Origin of the sequence: Mycolicibacterium smegmatis (genome assembly GCF_001457595.1) — a bacterium.
Taxonomy (GTDB): domain Bacteria; phylum Actinomycetota; class Actinomycetes; order Mycobacteriales; family Mycobacteriaceae; genus Mycobacterium; species Mycobacterium smegmatis.
On sequence record NZ_LN831039.1, the window covers coordinates 538324 to 554062 of the forward strand.

At 65.2% G+C, this 15739-nt stretch carries 15 protein-coding genes; 3 read left to right on the forward strand and 12 right to left on the reverse strand.

Annotation, left to right across the window (positions count from 1 at the left end; all coding sequences use genetic code 11):
- The first annotated feature begins 13 nt into the window (after positions 1 to 13).
- Positions 14 to 1387, forward strand: coding sequence for an MFS transporter (locus AT701_RS02260; protein ID WP_011726982.1), 1374 nt, complete (start codon positions 14 to 16; stop codon positions 1385 to 1387).
- A 4-nt stretch (positions 1388 to 1391) separates the two neighbouring features.
- Here AT701_RS02260 and AT701_RS02265 read toward each other — a convergent pair whose 3' ends face one another.
- The 5 genes from AT701_RS02265 to AT701_RS02285 are packed head-to-tail and all read right to left on the reverse strand — an operon-like array spanning position 1392 to position 6884.
- Complete coding sequence (locus tag AT701_RS02265; protein WP_011726983.1) at positions 1392 to 2501, reverse strand: acetamidase/formamidase family protein; 1110 nt, start codon at positions 2499 to 2501, stop codon at positions 1392 to 1394.
- Positions 2498 to 4027 (reverse strand): amidase, encoded by a 1530-nt coding sequence (locus AT701_RS02270; protein ID WP_011726984.1) that lies wholly within the window; start codon positions 4025 to 4027, stop codon positions 2498 to 2500. Before AT701_RS02270 ends, AT701_RS02265 begins: the two co-directional genes overlap by 4 nt.
- A 36-nt stretch (positions 4028 to 4063) precedes the next feature.
- Positions 4064 to 5095, reverse strand: coding sequence for an ABC transporter substrate-binding protein (locus AT701_RS02275; protein ID WP_011726985.1), 1032 nt, complete (start codon positions 5093 to 5095; stop codon positions 4064 to 4066).
- Positions 5096 to 5107: 12 nt separating this feature from the next.
- Positions 5108 to 5995 (reverse strand): ABC transporter permease, encoded by an 888-nt coding sequence (locus tag AT701_RS02280; RefSeq protein ID WP_228025521.1) that lies wholly within the window; start codon positions 5993 to 5995, stop codon positions 5108 to 5110.
- Positions 5985 to 6884, reverse strand: coding sequence for an ABC transporter ATP-binding protein (locus AT701_RS02285; RefSeq protein WP_223495282.1), 900 nt, complete (start codon positions 6882 to 6884; stop codon positions 5985 to 5987). Before AT701_RS02285 ends, AT701_RS02280 begins: the two co-directional genes overlap by 11 nt.
- Before the next feature lie 181 nt (positions 6885 to 7065).
- Between AT701_RS02285 and AT701_RS02290 the strand changes: the two genes are divergently transcribed.
- Together AT701_RS02290 and AT701_RS02295 are read left to right on the forward strand one after the other, a co-directional pair.
- Positions 7066 to 8238, forward strand: a complete 1173-nt coding sequence (locus AT701_RS02290; RefSeq protein WP_011726988.1) for a CaiB/BaiF CoA transferase family protein — start codon at positions 7066 to 7068, stop codon at positions 8236 to 8238.
- Positions 8235 to 9017: an enoyl-CoA hydratase/isomerase family protein gene (locus AT701_RS02295; RefSeq protein WP_058125069.1), complete on the forward strand. Its 783-nt coding sequence runs from the start codon at positions 8235 to 8237 to the stop codon at positions 9015 to 9017. The genes AT701_RS02290 and AT701_RS02295 overlap by 4 nt, the downstream gene beginning before the upstream one ends.
- Positions 9018 to 9047: 30 nt before the next feature.
- Here AT701_RS02295 and AT701_RS02300 read toward each other — a convergent pair whose 3' ends face one another.
- From AT701_RS02300 to AT701_RS02330, 7 genes are all read right to left on the reverse strand, one after another.
- Complete coding sequence (locus tag AT701_RS02300; protein WP_011726990.1) at positions 9048 to 10076, reverse strand: LacI family DNA-binding transcriptional regulator; 1029 nt, start codon at positions 10074 to 10076, stop codon at positions 9048 to 9050.
- 42 nt (positions 10077 to 10118) lie between these two features.
- Positions 10119 to 10754, reverse strand: a complete 636-nt coding sequence (locus AT701_RS02305) for a DUF1361 domain-containing protein (protein ID WP_058125070.1) — start codon at positions 10752 to 10754, stop codon at positions 10119 to 10121.
- A gap of 82 nt (positions 10755 to 10836) precedes the next feature.
- A complete protein-coding gene (locus AT701_RS35200; protein ID WP_011726992.1) occupies positions 10837 to 11004 on the reverse strand; it encodes a hypothetical protein in 168 nt (55 codons plus the stop codon).
- A gap of 198 nt (positions 11005 to 11202) precedes the next feature.
- Positions 11203 to 11370 carry a hypothetical protein gene (locus AT701_RS35205; RefSeq protein WP_058125071.1) on the reverse strand — a complete coding sequence of 56 codons (168 nt, stop codon included), beginning with the start codon at positions 11368 to 11370 and terminating at the stop codon, positions 11203 to 11205.
- A 106-nt stretch (positions 11371 to 11476) separates the two neighbouring features.
- On the reverse strand, positions 11477 to 13051 hold the full coding sequence (locus AT701_RS02320; RefSeq protein ID WP_058125072.1) for a diol dehydratase reactivase ATPase-like domain-containing protein: 1575 nt from the start codon (positions 13049 to 13051) through the stop codon (positions 11477 to 11479).
- Entirely contained in the window at positions 13048 to 13407 is a 360-nt protein-coding gene (locus tag AT701_RS02325) for a diol dehydratase small subunit (RefSeq protein WP_011726994.1), read from the reverse strand. The genes AT701_RS02320 and AT701_RS02325 overlap by 4 nt, the downstream gene beginning before the upstream one ends.
- Positions 13404 to 15668, reverse strand: a complete 2265-nt coding sequence (locus AT701_RS02330; protein WP_011726995.1) for a propanediol/glycerol family dehydratase large subunit — start codon at positions 15666 to 15668, stop codon at positions 13404 to 13406. Before AT701_RS02330 ends, AT701_RS02325 begins: the two co-directional genes overlap by 4 nt.
- Positions 15669 to 15739 lie beyond the last annotated feature (71 nt).

The following is a 15739-nucleotide window of genomic DNA, read 5'->3' on the forward strand; positions in this document are numbered from 1 at the left end:
AAGGAGTCATGTCATGAGCAGAGCCGGCAACGATGCCGCTGAAAAGCCGCCGAACCAGGCCAGGAAGGCGGGCATCGCCGCACTCGTCGGTACCACCTTGGAGTGGTACGACTTTCTCATCTACGGCACGGCCGCCGCGCTCGTGCTCAACTCGCAGTTCTTTCCTGGCGTGAATCCGACGGCAGGCACGCTGGCAGCCTTCGCGTCGTATGCCGTGGGGTTCCTGGCCCGACCGCTCGGTGGCATCGTGCTCGGCAACATGGGAGACCGGTTGGGGCGCAAACGGATGCTTGTCTTCACCATCGTGCTGATGGGTGTGGCGACGACGTTGATCGGTGTCTTGCCGAACTACGACGCCATCGGCGTCTTCGCGCCGATTCTGTTGATAGTGCTGCGACTGCTCCAGGGTTTCGGTGCGGGTGGGGAGTACGCGGGGGCGGTCGTACTGTCGGTGGAACACGGTGATCAGAAGCGACGCGGAATGGCCGGTGCTTGGGCACCAACAGGTTTCGCGATCGCGACTCTGTTGTCCACCGGTGTGTTCCAGTTGGCGACGCTCCTGCCCGACGACGCCTTTCACACCTGGGGATGGCGGGTGCCGTTCCTGCTCGGAGCGGTCCTGCTGGTCGTCGGATACTTCATTCGCCGCAGTATCGACGAAACACAGGCGTACGAGGACGCTGTCGCGGCCGAGGCCGAGGGAACCGCTGAGCAGACCAAGATCCCGGTACTGGACGCGATTCGACGCAGCCCACGCAGCTTTCTCGTGGTGGTCGGATCCCGTCTGGCGGAGAACGGCTTTGCGTACCTGTTCCCGGTGTTCGCCGTGGGATTCGCGGTCAACTCGCTGGGTGTATCCAGCAGCACCACCTTGCTGGCGGTCGTGATCGCGTCGGCCGTGCAGATAGGCGCGATACCGGTGTGGGCCAACGTGAGCGACCGCATCGGCCGCCGACCGGTGTACGCAGCGGGTGCCCTGATCTCGGTGTTGTGGCTCGTGCCCTTCTTCCTGCTGCTCGAATCGCTCAGTCCGGCTCTGCTGGTGCTCGGCTTCGTCGTGGGCTTGGGCATTCTCTACCCGGCCATGCTCGCGCCCCAGGCCGCCTACTACGCCGAACTGTTCGATACCCGGACGCGGCTGTCGGGCTTCGCATTCGCCCGTGAGATCGGTTCGGTGCTGGCCGGTGGATTCCTGCCGTTGATCGCGACGGCACTGATCGCGGCGTTCGGACACTGGTGGGTGATCGTCGTCTACCTCGCCGTCCTCACACTGCTCACCCTCGTTGCGCTCGCGTACGGGCCGGAAACCAACCGCAGGGACATCGTGTCTCCGAACGAGACTGATGCGACGGCGTCAGGCACCGAAGTGCGTGTGGCCCCAAGGTGAGGGGTCACACGAAGATGTCGGTGGGAATCAATGCGGAAACCAGGATGTTCGGTGCGTCGACGATCTGGCTCAGTCGCAGGTCGACGGCAACGCTGCACAAGGCATATGCCTGCTGTCGCGTGAAGCCGCGGTCGACGCTGAGATGGTCGACCATCAGCCGAAGGGCATTGCGGGTCGCCATGTTGAGATTCTCCGGATGGATCTCGCCCGCGGAGTCGACCGGGATGCCGGTGACGGCGAAGTGTGGCCGGCTTGCGACGTCGGGAGGTCCGGGAGTGAGTCGTTCGAAACTCAGGTGAGGAGAATCCTGTGCTGCGGCGGCGCCCTTGCGCAGATCGAAACGTAGTACCACTCGCGCCGTGGTCTCGACTGCCGCACCACACGACTCACCGTCACCCTGTGCGAAGTGTCCGTCACCGACCGAGAACAGCGCTCCCGGTACCCACACCGGGAGGTGGACGCGACTGCCTGCGGTCAGGTGTTTGATGTCGACGTTGCCGGCCGCCTCGGTGGGCGAGATGGTGCGCCGTCCCGGATCCGCCGCGCGGTCCGGTGGCACGGCCGAGGTGGGATTGGGAAGTTCGACCAGTCCACCGCCCTGCGCGGCGCGCTGTTCGGCCGCCTTGGTGCGGTCGAACAAAGCGCGGGAAGGTGCGACGCCCATGACGCCCATGAACGGTGCTCCCGGTAGCCGCACGCCGGGCAGGTCCGCCGAATGCGCAAACCCGTCGGCGATCTCCCAGCGCACGATGTGTGGTTCGGTGAACTCCTCACGCAAGAATCCGAACCCGGGAATGTTCAAGGTGGCTCCGAAGTTCCCGGTGTCCACGGAAAGAACGTCGACCACGAGGAGATCACCGGGTTCGGCACCTTCGATGTGTATCGGCCCCGTGAGCGGGTGGATACGGGCCAAGTCGGCGCGGAGCACATCGTCGGCGGTCGAGGCGCGGCCGAACTGACCGTCGTAGCCGTCGCGGGTGTCGATCGCCACGATATCGCCGGGGACACAACGCAGTACGGCAGGAATGTCGGGATGCCACCGGTTGTGCCCGGCTCGCGGATCCGCGATGAGGGGTCGGTCCAGATCGACAGTGATCTCGTGCGTGACATTCATGGTGCGCTCACTTTCGCTGGGAGGAACCCGCCGGTCGCCTCTTCGTACGCGTGCGCGACGCGCAACACGGTGGCGTCGTCGAAATGGCGACCGACGATCATCATGCCCGTCGGCAGGCCGTCCACCAGACCCGCCGGCACACTGCACGCCGGGTGCCCGGATACGTCGAGGCCGGCCGTGTTGGCCATCATCTCCAATGCACGGGCGAGATACTCGTCGCGGGGAGCATCGGATTCCGGGATCGGCGTGGCCACCAGCGGCGTGGTCGGCATGACGAGGACGTCGAAGCGTGACAGCGCGTCATCGTACGCGGCCCGCAACCGGGGCACCAGGTTGCGGGCCTTTGCATAATGCGCGCCGTGGTGGCGTCGGATGGTGTGCCGCCCGGTCAGAAGTACGAGCTTCACGGTGTCCGGCAACAGTGTTCCGTCCGCTTGCCTGCGGGATCCGAAGAATTCGATCAACGCAGGGTCGTACGCTCCCTGCCAATTCATCCCGTAGGCATTGCCGTCGACCATCTGGGTCGTCGCACCTTCCACGGCGATCACGTCCCAGATCTTGCGTCCGTGCCGGTGCCACGGAATCGACACGTTCTCGCACTGCATTCCCTGCGCACGCAACACGTCGACCGCGCGGCGAACAGCGTCGTCCACTCCCGGTACCGCCTCTGGGTGGCCGAAGCCCTCGCACAGAACGCCGACACGCATCCCGGCGACCGGTCGCTTCAGCTCCGCGACGTAGTCGGGCACGGCGACACGCGTCGGCTGACGCGGGTCGAGGCCATCGCGTCCGGCGAGGACCCCGAGGAGCAGGGCGGCGTCGGCAACGGTACGTGTCATGGGGCCCAGGTGGTCGAGAGTCTGTTCGATGGGGAAGGCGCCGGTGTAGGGGACGAGCCCGTGAGTCGGTTTGTGCCCGACGATTCCGGTGAAGGCGGCCGGCAGACGTACCGAACCTCCCTGGTCGCCGCCGGTGGCGATGTCGACTATGCCGGCCGCGACCAATGCCGCGCTGCCGCTTGACGACCCACCGGAGGTCCGTGTCGGATCCCAGGGGTTTCGCACGGGTCCGGTGGCGGAGGTGTGTGAAGCTCCGGAGAAGCAGAGGTCTTCGCACACCGCCTTGCCGGCGATCGTGGCGCCGGCAGCCAGCATCCTGCTGATTATGGTGGCGTCGGTGTCCGGGATGAACCCCTCCAGCGCGGCAGAGCCGTTCATCATCGGTACGCCCGCCACCGCGGTGTTGTCCTTGACGGCGACTCTGCGACCGGCCAGCGGACCGTCGGTGGATTCGGTGATATCGCACGTGACGTACCAGGCCCCGAACGGATTGTGTTCAGGCTCGGCCCATGTACGTGTCACCGCATCTGGGCGTTCACGTTCGTAGAGCTCGTCGACGAGGTCCCACGAACGCAGGACTTCGGAGACGTGCGGGACGAACTCGGCGAGTTCTCCTTCGGAGAGTCCGAGACCGTATGCGTCTGCGATGGGCGACAACTCGGTGACACCGGGGGTTTGGGAGGGCATGTCTGGTTCCTGTTCAGATGTGGCGAGGACGGCCGGTCAGTCGGTTGCAAGGGCCGTACGGGCATTCGCGGCCAGGTCGGTGTTCACGTTGTTCTCATAGGAGGTGGCGTCTGACGGATACGCGGCGATGTTCTTGGTGAACAGGGAGATCCGCATGTTGTTGTCCCAGGACTGCCGGGTTACGGTGACATCTTCGGCGTAGCCTTTGGCCTCGATCTCGCGTTGCACGGCCGCCTCGATGACTTCGCGGGAGAGGTCGGGAAAGTATTCGGTTGCGATGTCCACCGTTGCCTCGGGTTCGGAGTAGATGAACCTGGCCGCCTTGGCGATCGCGGTGACGACTCCTTGAGCCGCCTCCGGATTCTGTTGCAGATATCGATCGGTGGACGTCAGGCTGGAGAAGGCGAAAGGATTCCAGCTGGGATTTGCCGCGAAGGAGTAGACGACGTCGAGATTTTGATCGACCACTGCCTGGCTGACGGTGGGTTCGAAAGACAGTGCGTAATCGGCCTGCCCGCTGGCGACGGCGGCGAGTTCGCTGCCCAGCGCCACGTTGACCAAACTGACGTCCCGCAGGGTGTCCTGTTCGATCAGATACGTCATGAATGCCCAACTCGTGTCCGGTTCGGGGCTCACCGCCACCTTCTTCCCCTCGAAGATCGAGGAGTTGTCGAGGGTGCCGTCATTGTTCTCGCGGCCGATGACGAAAACCGATGGTGCGTTCTGAATGGCGGCCACCACGACGCCCGGACCGCCGTTCTCGTGAGACTTGGGGACGAAGACCGGGTCCTGGATCGAGAAGTCAGCCGATCCGCCCAGGACCGCCGTCCAGGACTGCGTCCCACCTCCGCCGGTGGAGATCTCGGCGTGAATGTTCTGCTCTTCGAAGTATCCCTTCTCCTTCGCAACGTAGAGCGGTAAATAGAGCAGAGACTGGAATGCCTGGCTGATGCGGACTGCCGTTTTTCCGTCGGTGCGTTGCGGGGCACTGCCGGCGCAACCGCTGACGAGGAGCATGGTCAAGACGACGAGTGCGGCGGCGGGCGACCGAAGTCTTTTCCCGTTCATGTTCAATACCTTTCAGGACTTCTGGTGGCGGCCGAGGATGCGCTCGAGACCGGCGACGAGGATGTTGAAAACGAGGACCATGACCATCACGATCGCGATGCCTGCGATGACGAGGGTGATGGTGAAGTTGGAACTGCCGCGAAGGATCATGTGTCCCACACCGGCGTCGGAACTGATGTATTCGCCGACGATCGCACCGACAAGTGCGAAGCCGATGTTGAGTTTCAGCCCGGAAACCACCCAGGACATCGCCGAGGGCACGACGAGCTTGCGGAAGATCTGTGACCGGGTGGCCCCGAAGGACTTCATCAGATTGACCAGGTCAGGGTCGGTCCGGCGAGCACCGCTGTACGAGGTGGTGAGGCTCACGACCACGCAGGAGAAGGCGACGATCACCACTTTGGAGGTCATCTCCGTGCCGAACCAGATGATCGTCAGGGGTGCCACGGCCAATACCGGGATCGAGCCGATTGCCGCGATGAACGGAGCCGTGAGATCAGCGACGAACTGTGAGTACCACAGCAGCAGCCCCAACGCGGAGCCGCCGACGGCCCCGACCAGAAACCCGAGTATGACTTCGGAACTCGTTACACCGATGTCGCTCCACAATTCACCGGAGACGGCACGCTTGTAGAGCACATTCCATACCGCGCTGGGACTACCGAACAAGAATGAGCTGATGGATCCGCTTCGTGCTCCCAATTCCCAAGCAGCCAAAGCAGATAGCACGATCCCACCCTGAAGTGCGTGGAGGATGACACGCCTTCTGCCCGGGGACGGTGTCGAGGTGCGGCGTCGGGGCGATTGCGGAACGGTGGCGGCTCGCTGAGGCAGTACGGTGGTCATCGGCTCTCCTTCGGGGATGTGCGCACATAGAGGTGCCAGGGCGTCATGCTGCACCCGGCTTCTGACCGATTCCGCGCCAGATCTTTTCGTAGAATTCGTTGAAGCGCGGTGCCAGTCGCCTTTCATTGATGTCGGTGCTGGTGGTGCCGAGGTCGATCGGAAATTCGGAGACGACCTCACCGGGCCGTGCCTTGAGTACATACACGCGGTCGGACATGGTGACCGCTTCTTCGATGTCGTGGGTCACGGCGACGACAGTCTTTCCGGTAGTTCGAGCCGTTTCTAGCAGCTCGCTTTCCAGCGCTATCTTGAGCGGGTAGTCCAACGCCTTGTAGGCCTCGTCCATGAGGATGATGTCGGGGTCCGTCACCATCGTGCGCATCAGTGCCGCACGCTGTTTCATCCCACCGGAGAGATCTGATGGGTACTTGTCCTCATAACCTTCGAGCTTGTAGGTGGCGAACAAGGAGCGTGCTCGGGTGCGCGCATCTTTCTTGCGGACACCGCGGACCTCAAGGCCGAGGACGACATTTTCCAGCACCGTCCTCCAGGGGAACAGCAGATCCTTCTGCAGGACGTATCCGATGTGCCGGGACGTCGAACCGGTGACGTCCTCGCCGTTCACCAACACCGAACCCGCCGTCGGGGGAACCAGGCCGGTGATGATGTTGAACAGGGTGGACTTGCCGCAGCCACTCGGGCCCACGATGGAGACGAACTCGCCTCGATCGGCACGCAGACTCAGTCCGCGCAGAATCTGGATCGGGCCCGTGGCAGCGGGGTACTCCTTGTCTATGCCGACCACCTCCAATCTTGGCGTCTGACGTTCCGTGGACAAATCGTTCGCGAACGAATCAACTACCGACATATCGCTCATATATCGCAATCCCATCTCGTGTGCTGCCGTGGTGGCGACCTTGTGAAAGTTGCCCGGAGCAGTCACAGAACGACCGGTGAGCAACCAGATCCTGGATGTGTGCTGGCTAAAGCGAAGCACATGAAGTACCTGTGAGCAACCGATTGCGCAAAATGCCTTAAAGGTGGACAATCGATTGCGCACCCCGAACCTCATGTTGTTCGGGTGAGCCCACCAATCTGCGTTCGCCGTCCAGAGAGGAGGCGCGATGTCCCTGCTTGAAGGAGTCCGCGTCGTCAGCTTCACACATTTTCTCCAGGGGCCGTCAGCAACGGCGCTCCTTGCTGATCTCGGTGCCACCGTCATCAAGGTGGAACCGCCGAGTGGCGCCTTCGAACGGTCGTGGTCCGCGCCGGACGCCTACCTGAACGGGGAGAGCGTCTTCTTCCTGCTCGGGAACCGCAACGTGGAAAGTGTCGTCGTCGACCTGAAGGATCCGGAGTGGCTCGAGGTGGTGCTCCGCCTGCTGGACGAGGCGGACGTGTTGATCGAGAGCTTCCGTCCCGGGGTCATGGATCGCCTGGGCCTCGGCTGGGAACGGTTGCGTGAGCGGAATTCTCGGCTCGTCTACTGCTCACTGTCGGGATACGGCAGCGATGGCCCGTACAAGGACCGACCCGGGCAGGATGTTCTGCTGCAGTCGATGGCGGGCATTGCGTCGGTCACGGGAACAGCCGACAGACCGCCGACGCCGGTGGGAGCCTCGCTCGTTGATCAACACGGGGCAGTTCTCGGTGCTTTCGGGATCCTGGCCGCTCTGCACGGTCGAGATCGAACCGGGCAGGGAACACGGGTGGAGAGCAACCTGCTGAGTGCTGCGATGGACCTGCAGATCGAACCCCTGTCGTACTTCTTGAACGGATTCGACGGCATCCGAAGTGCGACCGGTATCTCTTCTCCCTACTACAAATCGCCGTACGGGGTTTTCGCCACTGCAGACGGTTACCTGACGTTGTCGCTCAACGCGCTGGAGAAACTGGCGGAACTGTTCGAGGACAACTGGTTTCGGTCGATCGGTGAACAGTCCTCCTATGCGCGCAGGGAAGAAATCAATGAGCGCGTAGCGGTGCATCTGGGGAAGCGTTCGACGGAGGAATGGACGACGCTGCTCGCAGCGGCGCAGATGTGGTTCGCGCCGGTCAACGGCTATGCCGAGGTGGTCGACGACCCGCAGGTCAACCACAACGGTTCGGTGATCGAGATCCAGCATCCCCGGGCAGGTGCGGTGAAGCTGCTAGCGCACCCGATCACTTACGACGGCCAGCGCCCGGGCGTGCGCAGCACGCCACCCGAACTGGGCGGCTCGAATCGCAAAGTACTCGCCGAACTCGGCTACAGCACAGAACACATCGATCGACTTCAGGCAAAGGTGCAGAAATGACGATCCAGGACAGCGTCGCTCAGAAGCAGTCCGAGGTTCGGATCCAGCTGGACCGCAGCGTGCTGCACGTCCTGCTGGACCGTCCCCGGAAGCGCAATGCACTCGACCTGACCATGATTCGGTCGATCTCTCGCGCAATCGACGGGCGACCGACGGACACCAGGGTGGTGGTGATCAGCGGCGGTGCGTTCTTCTCCGCCGGCGCGGACATAGCGACGTACAAACGGGGTGACCAAGGCGAGATCGGTGAGATCACCCGCGCGGCAGGCGCGGTGATCGACACGATGACCACGGCGCCGATCCCGGTGATTGCGGCAGTGGAGGGGATGGCCCTGGGCGGCGGATTCGAACTGGCGATGGGTGCCGATATCGTCGTCGCCGGCGAGTCGGCTAAACTCGGGCTTCCCGAGGTGGCGCTGGGTTTGATTCCCGGATGGGGTGGGACGCAAAGGTTGTCAGCCCAGATCGGTATCCGGCGAGCAAAGCAGATCATCATGCTTCAGCAGACGATATCGGCCGAGGACGCCTGCACGCTCGGGCTTGTCAATGAAGTTGTCCCCGACGGCACAAGCCTGAACCGTGCACTGGAGATGGCTCACCAACTCGCGGCATCGTCCGCCACTGCTCTGGCAGCCACCAAGCGCCTCGTTTCCGGGATCGAGCGAAACTTGGCCTACAGCGATGAACGCGCGGCGCTCATGGAGTTGTTCGGTTCGCCGGACGGCATAGAGGGAGTAACCGCCTTCGTCGAGAAGCGGCCCGCCAACTTCGGCCGCTGACAGCCGAATCGGCGCCCCGCGCGTAGTCGATCAGTCACGCGTCGGAGGCGCGGTGGTCTCTCTCACCAGCAGTTCAGGGGTGGGTTGGGTGACCACCGTGTCGGTCAAAGCCCGTCCCCCGAGATGTTCCATCAGAACATCCGCGGCCACTTCGCCGAGGCGCTGTAGCGGAAGCCTCACTGTGGTGAGTGCGGGATAAACGGTATCCGACACCCAGGTTGTGTTGATACCCACAATCGAGAGGTCCTCGGGGACACGCAATCCCAGCCGCAACGCGGTTGACAGAGCTCCAACCGCGGCATTGACGCTGGCGACGACGACAGCGGTTGGCCCGTCCGGCTTTCCGAGGTTCGCACCCCGGTACAACGTGTTGAGCGCGGCGGAACCGGCATCGGCTTCCCATCCGGCGTCGACCACCCACGCGGCTTCTGACCGAAGGCCCGCGCTCGCGAGTGTTTCGAGATACCCCTCTTTACGCCGCTGTGCTGTGTCGTGGATCGCTGTGCCGGATATGAACGCAATTCTGCTGTGACCCAGAGTGATCAGATGCTCTGTGGCGATACCGCCGCCTTTTTGGTCATCGAGGATCACCGATCCCACCCGGCCGGGGACTCGGGAGTTGATGGTGACCGCGGGGACACCTTCGAGCACGGCGGCCAGCATGTCGTCGTCAAAATCCTCACGCCTCTGGAGCAGTACGCCATCGACGCGGCCTTCACTCACCAGTCGTGACAGCTGTTGTGTACCGCGGGGTGGCGCGTCGATTTGGCCCAGTAAGACGTCGGTCGAGTGGCCTGAGGCGGCCATTTGCACACCGGAGAACATGTCGGCGAAGACGGCGTTGTTGACATCGGGAACTATGAGACCGATTGTTCCGGAACGGGAATGACGTAAAGCCCGGGCGCGCGCGTTAGGTACGTAGTTCAGTTCGTCAGCGGCCGCGAGTACGCGTGCACGTGTGGCTTCACTCATCCGGGCGCGGGTGTCGCCACTGAGAGCCCGAGACGCTATCGAGACCGAGACCCCCGCGGCGCGTGCCACATCGGCGAGAGTTCCCACGCTGCCATGATAGGTGCCGACGCCGCAGAAGCCGCGCCAGGTCTACAGCGCGAGCCCCCGAATCGACCACACCGTGAGGTAGGCCAGCCCGAAGAACGCCGCGACGGCGATCGCCACGCCCGTCGACTGCACATATGCCAGCGGGGCGCGCATCCAGTCGAAGGTGGCCGCGACCACCGCGTCGGGCTGGGTGACCAGATCCCACGAGTTCCAGCGCTGGAACCGGCCGATCACCACGCCGATCGCACACAGTCCCACCGACAGCACGGCGGCCAACCATCCCCAGGCCGCGCCGAATTCGCGTGAGATCCGTGTGTGCACGAGAAGCAGCGACACCACCCCGAGCAGGATGCCGGTCCAGGCCGCGAACCCGTACTGCAGCACGTGCCGCCACAGCTCGTAGCCCTCGCCGAGGTGCACCAGATCAGTGACCAGGTAGGGGGCGTTGGGAAGGAACGCCAGCCAGACCAGGCCCAGCGGTATCAGCCAGAAACGCCGCTCCGCCAGGTCGAACGCGACCGCGCACAGCATCGGGATCCAGGCCAGGAAAAGGTTCCACACCAGGAATTTGGTCGGGTACGACAGGGGAGCGGCGGGATCGGTGAATCCCAGCGCCAGTGTCAGAGCCGTCGTGGCCGCCAGCGAGATGATCAGCAGGAACCCGCGCGCTTCGGTCATGCGATCAGTGTGCCTTCCGCGCTGGTGCCACAACGAGAAGAGGGGCACCCACGTGGGGTGCCCCTCTTCTGACGTCGGGGTGTCAGCGGCCGTTGCCGAAGACGGGCTGGACGGCGCCGACGGTGGCCTGCTGCTGTGTGCTGTGGACCCAGTCGTGGTGGGCGGAGTCCGCCTGTGCCGGTGCGGCCAGGGCGAAGATGGCGGCGGCGAAGCCGGTGGCGATGGTGGTGGCGAATCCGAACTTCTTCATGATTCGAGCCTTTCTGTGTCGGTGTTTCCTACCCGGTTGCCTGTCACAACGAGGCCAGGTGCTCGGTAATTTCCGCTGGCAGTGATTGACCGCCAGATGGCAGCAACTGGTCGCTGCGCTGTGACCGCGCTCTCAAAACCATTGGCAGAAACGAAAAGAGGGGCACCCGCATGGGTGCCCCTCTTGTGTCGCTGTGTGTCAGCGGCCGTTGCCGAAGACCGGCTGGACGCTGCCGACGGTGGCGTGCTGCTGGGTGTTGTGGACCCAGTCGTGGTGGGAGATATCGGCCTGGGCCGGCGCGGCCAGTCCGAAGACGGCGGCGGGGAAACCGGTGGCGATGGCGCTTGCGAATCCGAACTTCTTCATGGTCCGAACCTTTCTGTGTCGGTGTTCCTACCCTGTTGACACCCACAACCGAGGCCCGCGCCGGCAAATTTCTGATGGCAGTGATTGACCGCAGGATGGCAGCAATTCACCGATCGACGGTCAGCGCCACCAGCCCATAGGCCACCGCGAACCGATGGCTCAGCCGGCCGCACACGTTGCCGCGCCCCACCGTGACATGGTGGCCGAGTTGCTCGCTGACCGCCCGCACGAGCTCGTCATCGCTCGCGCCGCCGCCCACGAGCAGCACCCCTGCGGCCCCGGGTGCCACCTGCGCGATGCCCCGCATCACATTGGTGCCGATCACCAGGCGTTTTGCGGCATGCCGCCAACTGCGCCATTCCGCACCCGAGAGCCTCGACGTGAAGGGGAGCAGTCCACTGGGCGCGGTCGTCAGCAACCAGCCCGTGCACCGGCCGTCGATGGGCCGGTCGAGGAACCGCCGTCTGCCGTGTTCGTCCTCAACGAGTTGGGCGGTGACCGCGGTCACCGCCTCGGCGCGTTTCGCGTACTCCGCGGCGCTCCGCGAGATCTCCAGCGCCGTGGCTGTCGCGGTGGTCAGCAACTGCCCGGCTCCGGGCAGCACGACGCGGGCACCGTCGGCGACCACGTCGACGGTGCCGCCGCCGACATCCACCACGACGACATCGGGGGTGACCCCGGGCGTGGTGAGTGCGCCCACGCGCGCCGCGGCCGCCTCCGAGTCGACCCGCGTGACCGGGACCCCAACGGCCTCTGCGAGTGCATCGGCGTCGGCCGGTGGGTCGGCGTCACCGCCCATCGTGGCCAGCACAAGGTTGTCCACCACCACCGAGCCGCGGCGTGAGTTCGCCTGTGCGGCAATCTCAGTCAGATCCACGACATGGGTGCGGTCGGATTCTTCGGGGGCAGGGACGCCAGATGGAGACGAGGTTGCGTCGACGGCCGCGGAATCGCTCAGGCACACCACGGCACACGCGCTGTCGTAGAGCAGGTCCGCCACCACTCGGGCGTCGACGCGTTCGTCGCCGTCCAGCGTGAAGGTGTCGGTGAGCCAGAAGGGATCGGTCAGCCGCTGCAGCGGTGTCGGACCTTGGCGCACCTCGACGGCGACCAGCGTCGTCGACAGCACCTGCGGCACGTCGACGTCGTCGACCACGGGCACCGGCGCGCGCAACCGGTTGGACACGAGCACCGCTTCGTCGTTCTCGGTGAGCACGGCGACCACGTTCGTGCCCGCCTCGACAGCCGCGTTCACCAGGCCGGCGACGTCGCGGTAGCCCCACTGCCGGGTCGCGCACGCGACCACCGGGCGGTCCGGACCGGCGACGGCGAGCTGCTCGACCGGTACCGGCGTGCCGACGCCGGCGCCGTCACCAGCGGTGGTCGCCGCGGCCCGCGTGACGATGGCGAGTCGTCCGGTGCGGCGCGACTGCAGCAGAACGCGTTCCACCGTCGAGTGCACGGGTGGGGTCGGCGCGAACGCGGCCCGGTCGATCACCAGCCCGTGGGCGTCCGCGAGGCGGCGGGCCAGTTGCGCGGCCCCGTGAACGGCGCGAAGCGATCCCTTGCCGCCACGCGTGGGGGTGCGTGCACTCGCGAGCACGTCGAGTCCGGTGTCTCCTCCGCACAGCACGACCTCGGTGGTGGCGTTCCCGATGTCGACGCCCGCCCAGACGGTCACCGCAGCAGGCCGCGCCGCCGGTAGGCCGCGGCCGCCTCACGGACCAACTGGGCACACGTGTGCGCCTCCTGCGCGGCGAGGCGCTGTGCGAGCGCTTCGAGTTCGGAGAAGGTGGAGCGTCCCGGCCGCAGCGCCTCGTATGCCGCCAGCATGTCGTCAGAGCTCAGCGCGGTCAGTTCGGCCGCGCGCCGAAGATTGAGGCCCAGTTGCTCCGACCCGGTGCGTTCGGCGGCCTCGGCCTGGGAGATCAGGGTGTCCCGGCTGATCCGGATGTCGTCGAGGGTCAGGTCGCCGCCGCGGGCGGCCTCGACCGTCACCTCGTCGATGCTGCGGCCGGAGTGTGAGGTGATGGTCATCGGGTGATCTCCAGTTCGACGTTTCCGGTTTCGCGGCGCTCGGACTCCTCACGTTCGATGGCAACCATCGACACCACCTTGGTGTGGTAGCGGGCGGTGATCGCCTCGTCGGTGTAGGCGTTGCGCATGGGTGACGGTGTCGCGCCTTTGGCGTGCCTGCCGGCGTTGATACCGATCAACCGGTACATCTCGGGCGTGATGAGCGGTGCGACGCTGAGCAATTCGAGGTTGGCCAGCGGCGGGAGATCACGACGGTGGATCAGCGTGGTGCCCTTGGCCTGCAGGCCCACCCCGATGCCGGAGCCGGAGAGCTGCGCCGCCGACTTGCCGATCGCACCGAGGTCGATGCTGTCGGTGATCCGCACCAGGCGCGGCACGCAGTGTTCTTCCTCCAGGCCGGCCAGGATCTGCTCAAGCACGTCGTAGATGGTCATCCCGGACAGAGTGCGAAACAGCTTGGTGCCGAACGCCGGTGACACCCCGATGACGACCTCGCGCGGATCCTCGCCGACCGTGGCGGCACCCAGAACCCTCAATCGGTCAGGTTGCGCGGAGGTGGCCTGCTCCTTGACCAGGTCGGCCACCGATCGTGCCTGGCGCACGGCGTCGATCTGCGCCTGACGCTCCGGCGTCGGCCGGTATCCGGTTCCTGGGCCCCGGTAGTCGTTGGGATCGTGCAGCGCCGACAGCACATTCATCTCTTCGTCGAATATCGCGGCGGTCTGCAGGTAGTCACCGGTGACGCGGGCCCGGGCCATGCCGAGCACCCGGTCGGCGATGTGGGTGAACCCGGTCTCGGCGAGTGCGGACACGATGTCGAGCACCGTGAGCCCGGACTGGTCGATCATCCGGGCGGCGCTGAGCACCTTCACCCCGTCGTCCTGCGGAAGGTCCTTCGAACCTTCGGCTCCCACAACGGCTTCCACGTGGTCGTCGTCGAAATCGGCCAGGCCGAGGTACTCGAACACCGCGCGGGTGGCCTCGGCAGCCTCGCGGCGCATCGACTCCAGGGTGGTCGGATCCACCGACCGCAGACCGCCGTCGACGCCCCAGTCGCGCTGCAGCACGAGGTAGTCGTCGAGGTCGGCGGCGTTGAAGTTGGACGGGCCGAACATGTTGTCGTAGGACACGACCGAGCCGAACCCGGAGAAGATGAAGTCCGAACCCGACAGCAGTGTCGGCAACGTCCGGCTGGTGCGGCGCATGGTCGACTCGCTCATCAACGAGTCGTTGCCACTGCAGGATTCGAGCCCGCGCAGCATCACCATGAGGTTCTCGGCGTGGAGTTCCTTGACGCCGCCGGGTACGGACGCGGTGATCGCCGCCCCGTCGACGCCGCCGTTCTGCACGCCCTGGGCACCGATGCCCCTGGCCAGCGCCACGCAGCGGGCCTCCAGGTAGTTCATCGACTTGCCCTCGGCCTGTCCCATGAGCACCTCGGAGCCTGCGCCGCTGGACAACCGCATCTTGATTCCGCGCGAGGCGTAGCACGAGGTGAGGAACGCCTTGGACCACGGCGTGTCGTCGCCATCGGTGAAGACCTGCTCGGTGCCGTAGACCGACACCGTCTCGGCGTACGAGACCAGGCCGCGCACACCCAGTTCCAGTTCGCGAGCCTCCTCCACGGAGCACTGCGTCAGCGCGCCGGGGGCGGGCACCTGCGAGCCGATCAACAGGCCGACGGCGACCGCAGGGGCGTCGTCCAGCACGGGCACGGTGGCCTCGAGTTCGCGGAAGCCGTACACCACCGCGGTGGCGGCGTCGGCCGCGATCAGCAGTGGGTCGTCGAGGCGGTTGGTGACGTGGGCCTGGTTGGCGGGCGTGCGCCGGGCACGCATCTTCATCATCGCCATCTGGATCTCGACGGGCTGCAGGCTCGCGACGACGCGGGCCATCTTGGCAGGGGTCAGCCCCGAGCACACCCGCAGGATCTCCTCACGCGGCCGGCCCGGGTCCACGATCATCCGGGCCAGGTCCAGGTCGGTCATCGCCATCGAACGCGGCGCCTGCTCGTGGTCGATGGCGTATTTCACGATGAACTCGTCGATCGTGTCGAAGTCTTCGGCCGGTTTCGAGTCCATCTCCAGCACCGTGCCGTCGTCGGCCACCACCCAGGACGGCTCCGGGTCGTTGGGCGAGAGATGCGAGATCATCCCGAGTTCGGCGTCCACGTCGGCGAACCCGTCGAGATTGACGCGCTGCCGATCCAGCAGACGGATGCGTCCCAACCTGCTGTCGACCTCGGTGCTGTTCAGGTGCATGGCAACTGCCGTACCTCTCTTGTTGCGTGACCGAGCCAGCATCGACGGGAACACGCGCCTCCGACAATGGC

What these genes read in the sequence shown, in the direction of transcription:
- AT701_RS02330 (WP_011726995.1), bottom strand. Translation starts at nt 15,668, where the DNA reads ATGCACCTGAACAGCACCGAGGTCGACAGCAGGTTGGGACGCATCCGT.
- AT701_RS02325 (WP_011726994.1), bottom strand. Translation starts at nt 13,407, where the DNA reads ATGACCATCACCTCACACTCCGGCCGCAGCATCGACGAGGTGACGGTC.
- AT701_RS02270 (WP_011726984.1), bottom strand. Translation starts at nt 4,027, where the DNA reads ATGCCCTCCCAAACCCCCGGTGTCACCGAGTTGTCGCCCATCGCAGAC.
- AT701_RS35200 (WP_011726992.1), bottom strand. Translation starts at nt 11,004, where the DNA reads ATGAAGAAGTTCGGATTCGCCACCACCATCGCCACCGGCTTCGCCGCC.
- AT701_RS35205 (WP_058125071.1), bottom strand. Translation starts at nt 11,370, where the DNA reads ATGAAGAAGTTCGGATTCGCAAGCGCCATCGCCACCGGTTTCCCCGCC.
- AT701_RS02305 (WP_058125070.1), bottom strand. Translation starts at nt 10,754, where the DNA reads ATGACCGAAGCGCGCGGGTTCCTGCTGATCATCTCGCTGGCGGCCACG.
- AT701_RS02275 (WP_011726985.1), bottom strand. Translation starts at nt 5,095, where the DNA reads ATGAACGGGAAAAGACTTCGGTCGCCCGCCGCCGCACTCGTCGTCTTG.
- AT701_RS02265 (WP_011726983.1), bottom strand. Translation starts at nt 2,501, where the DNA reads ATGAATGTCACGCACGAGATCACTGTCGATCTGGACCGACCCCTCATC.
- AT701_RS02260 (WP_011726982.1), top strand. Translation starts at nt 14, where the DNA reads ATGAGCAGAGCCGGCAACGATGCCGCTGAAAAGCCGCCGAACCAGGCC.
- AT701_RS02290 (WP_011726988.1), top strand. Translation starts at nt 7,066, where the DNA reads ATGTCCCTGCTTGAAGGAGTCCGCGTCGTCAGCTTCACACATTTTCTC.
- AT701_RS02295 (WP_058125069.1), top strand. Translation starts at nt 8,235, where the DNA reads ATGACGATCCAGGACAGCGTCGCTCAGAAGCAGTCCGAGGTTCGGATC.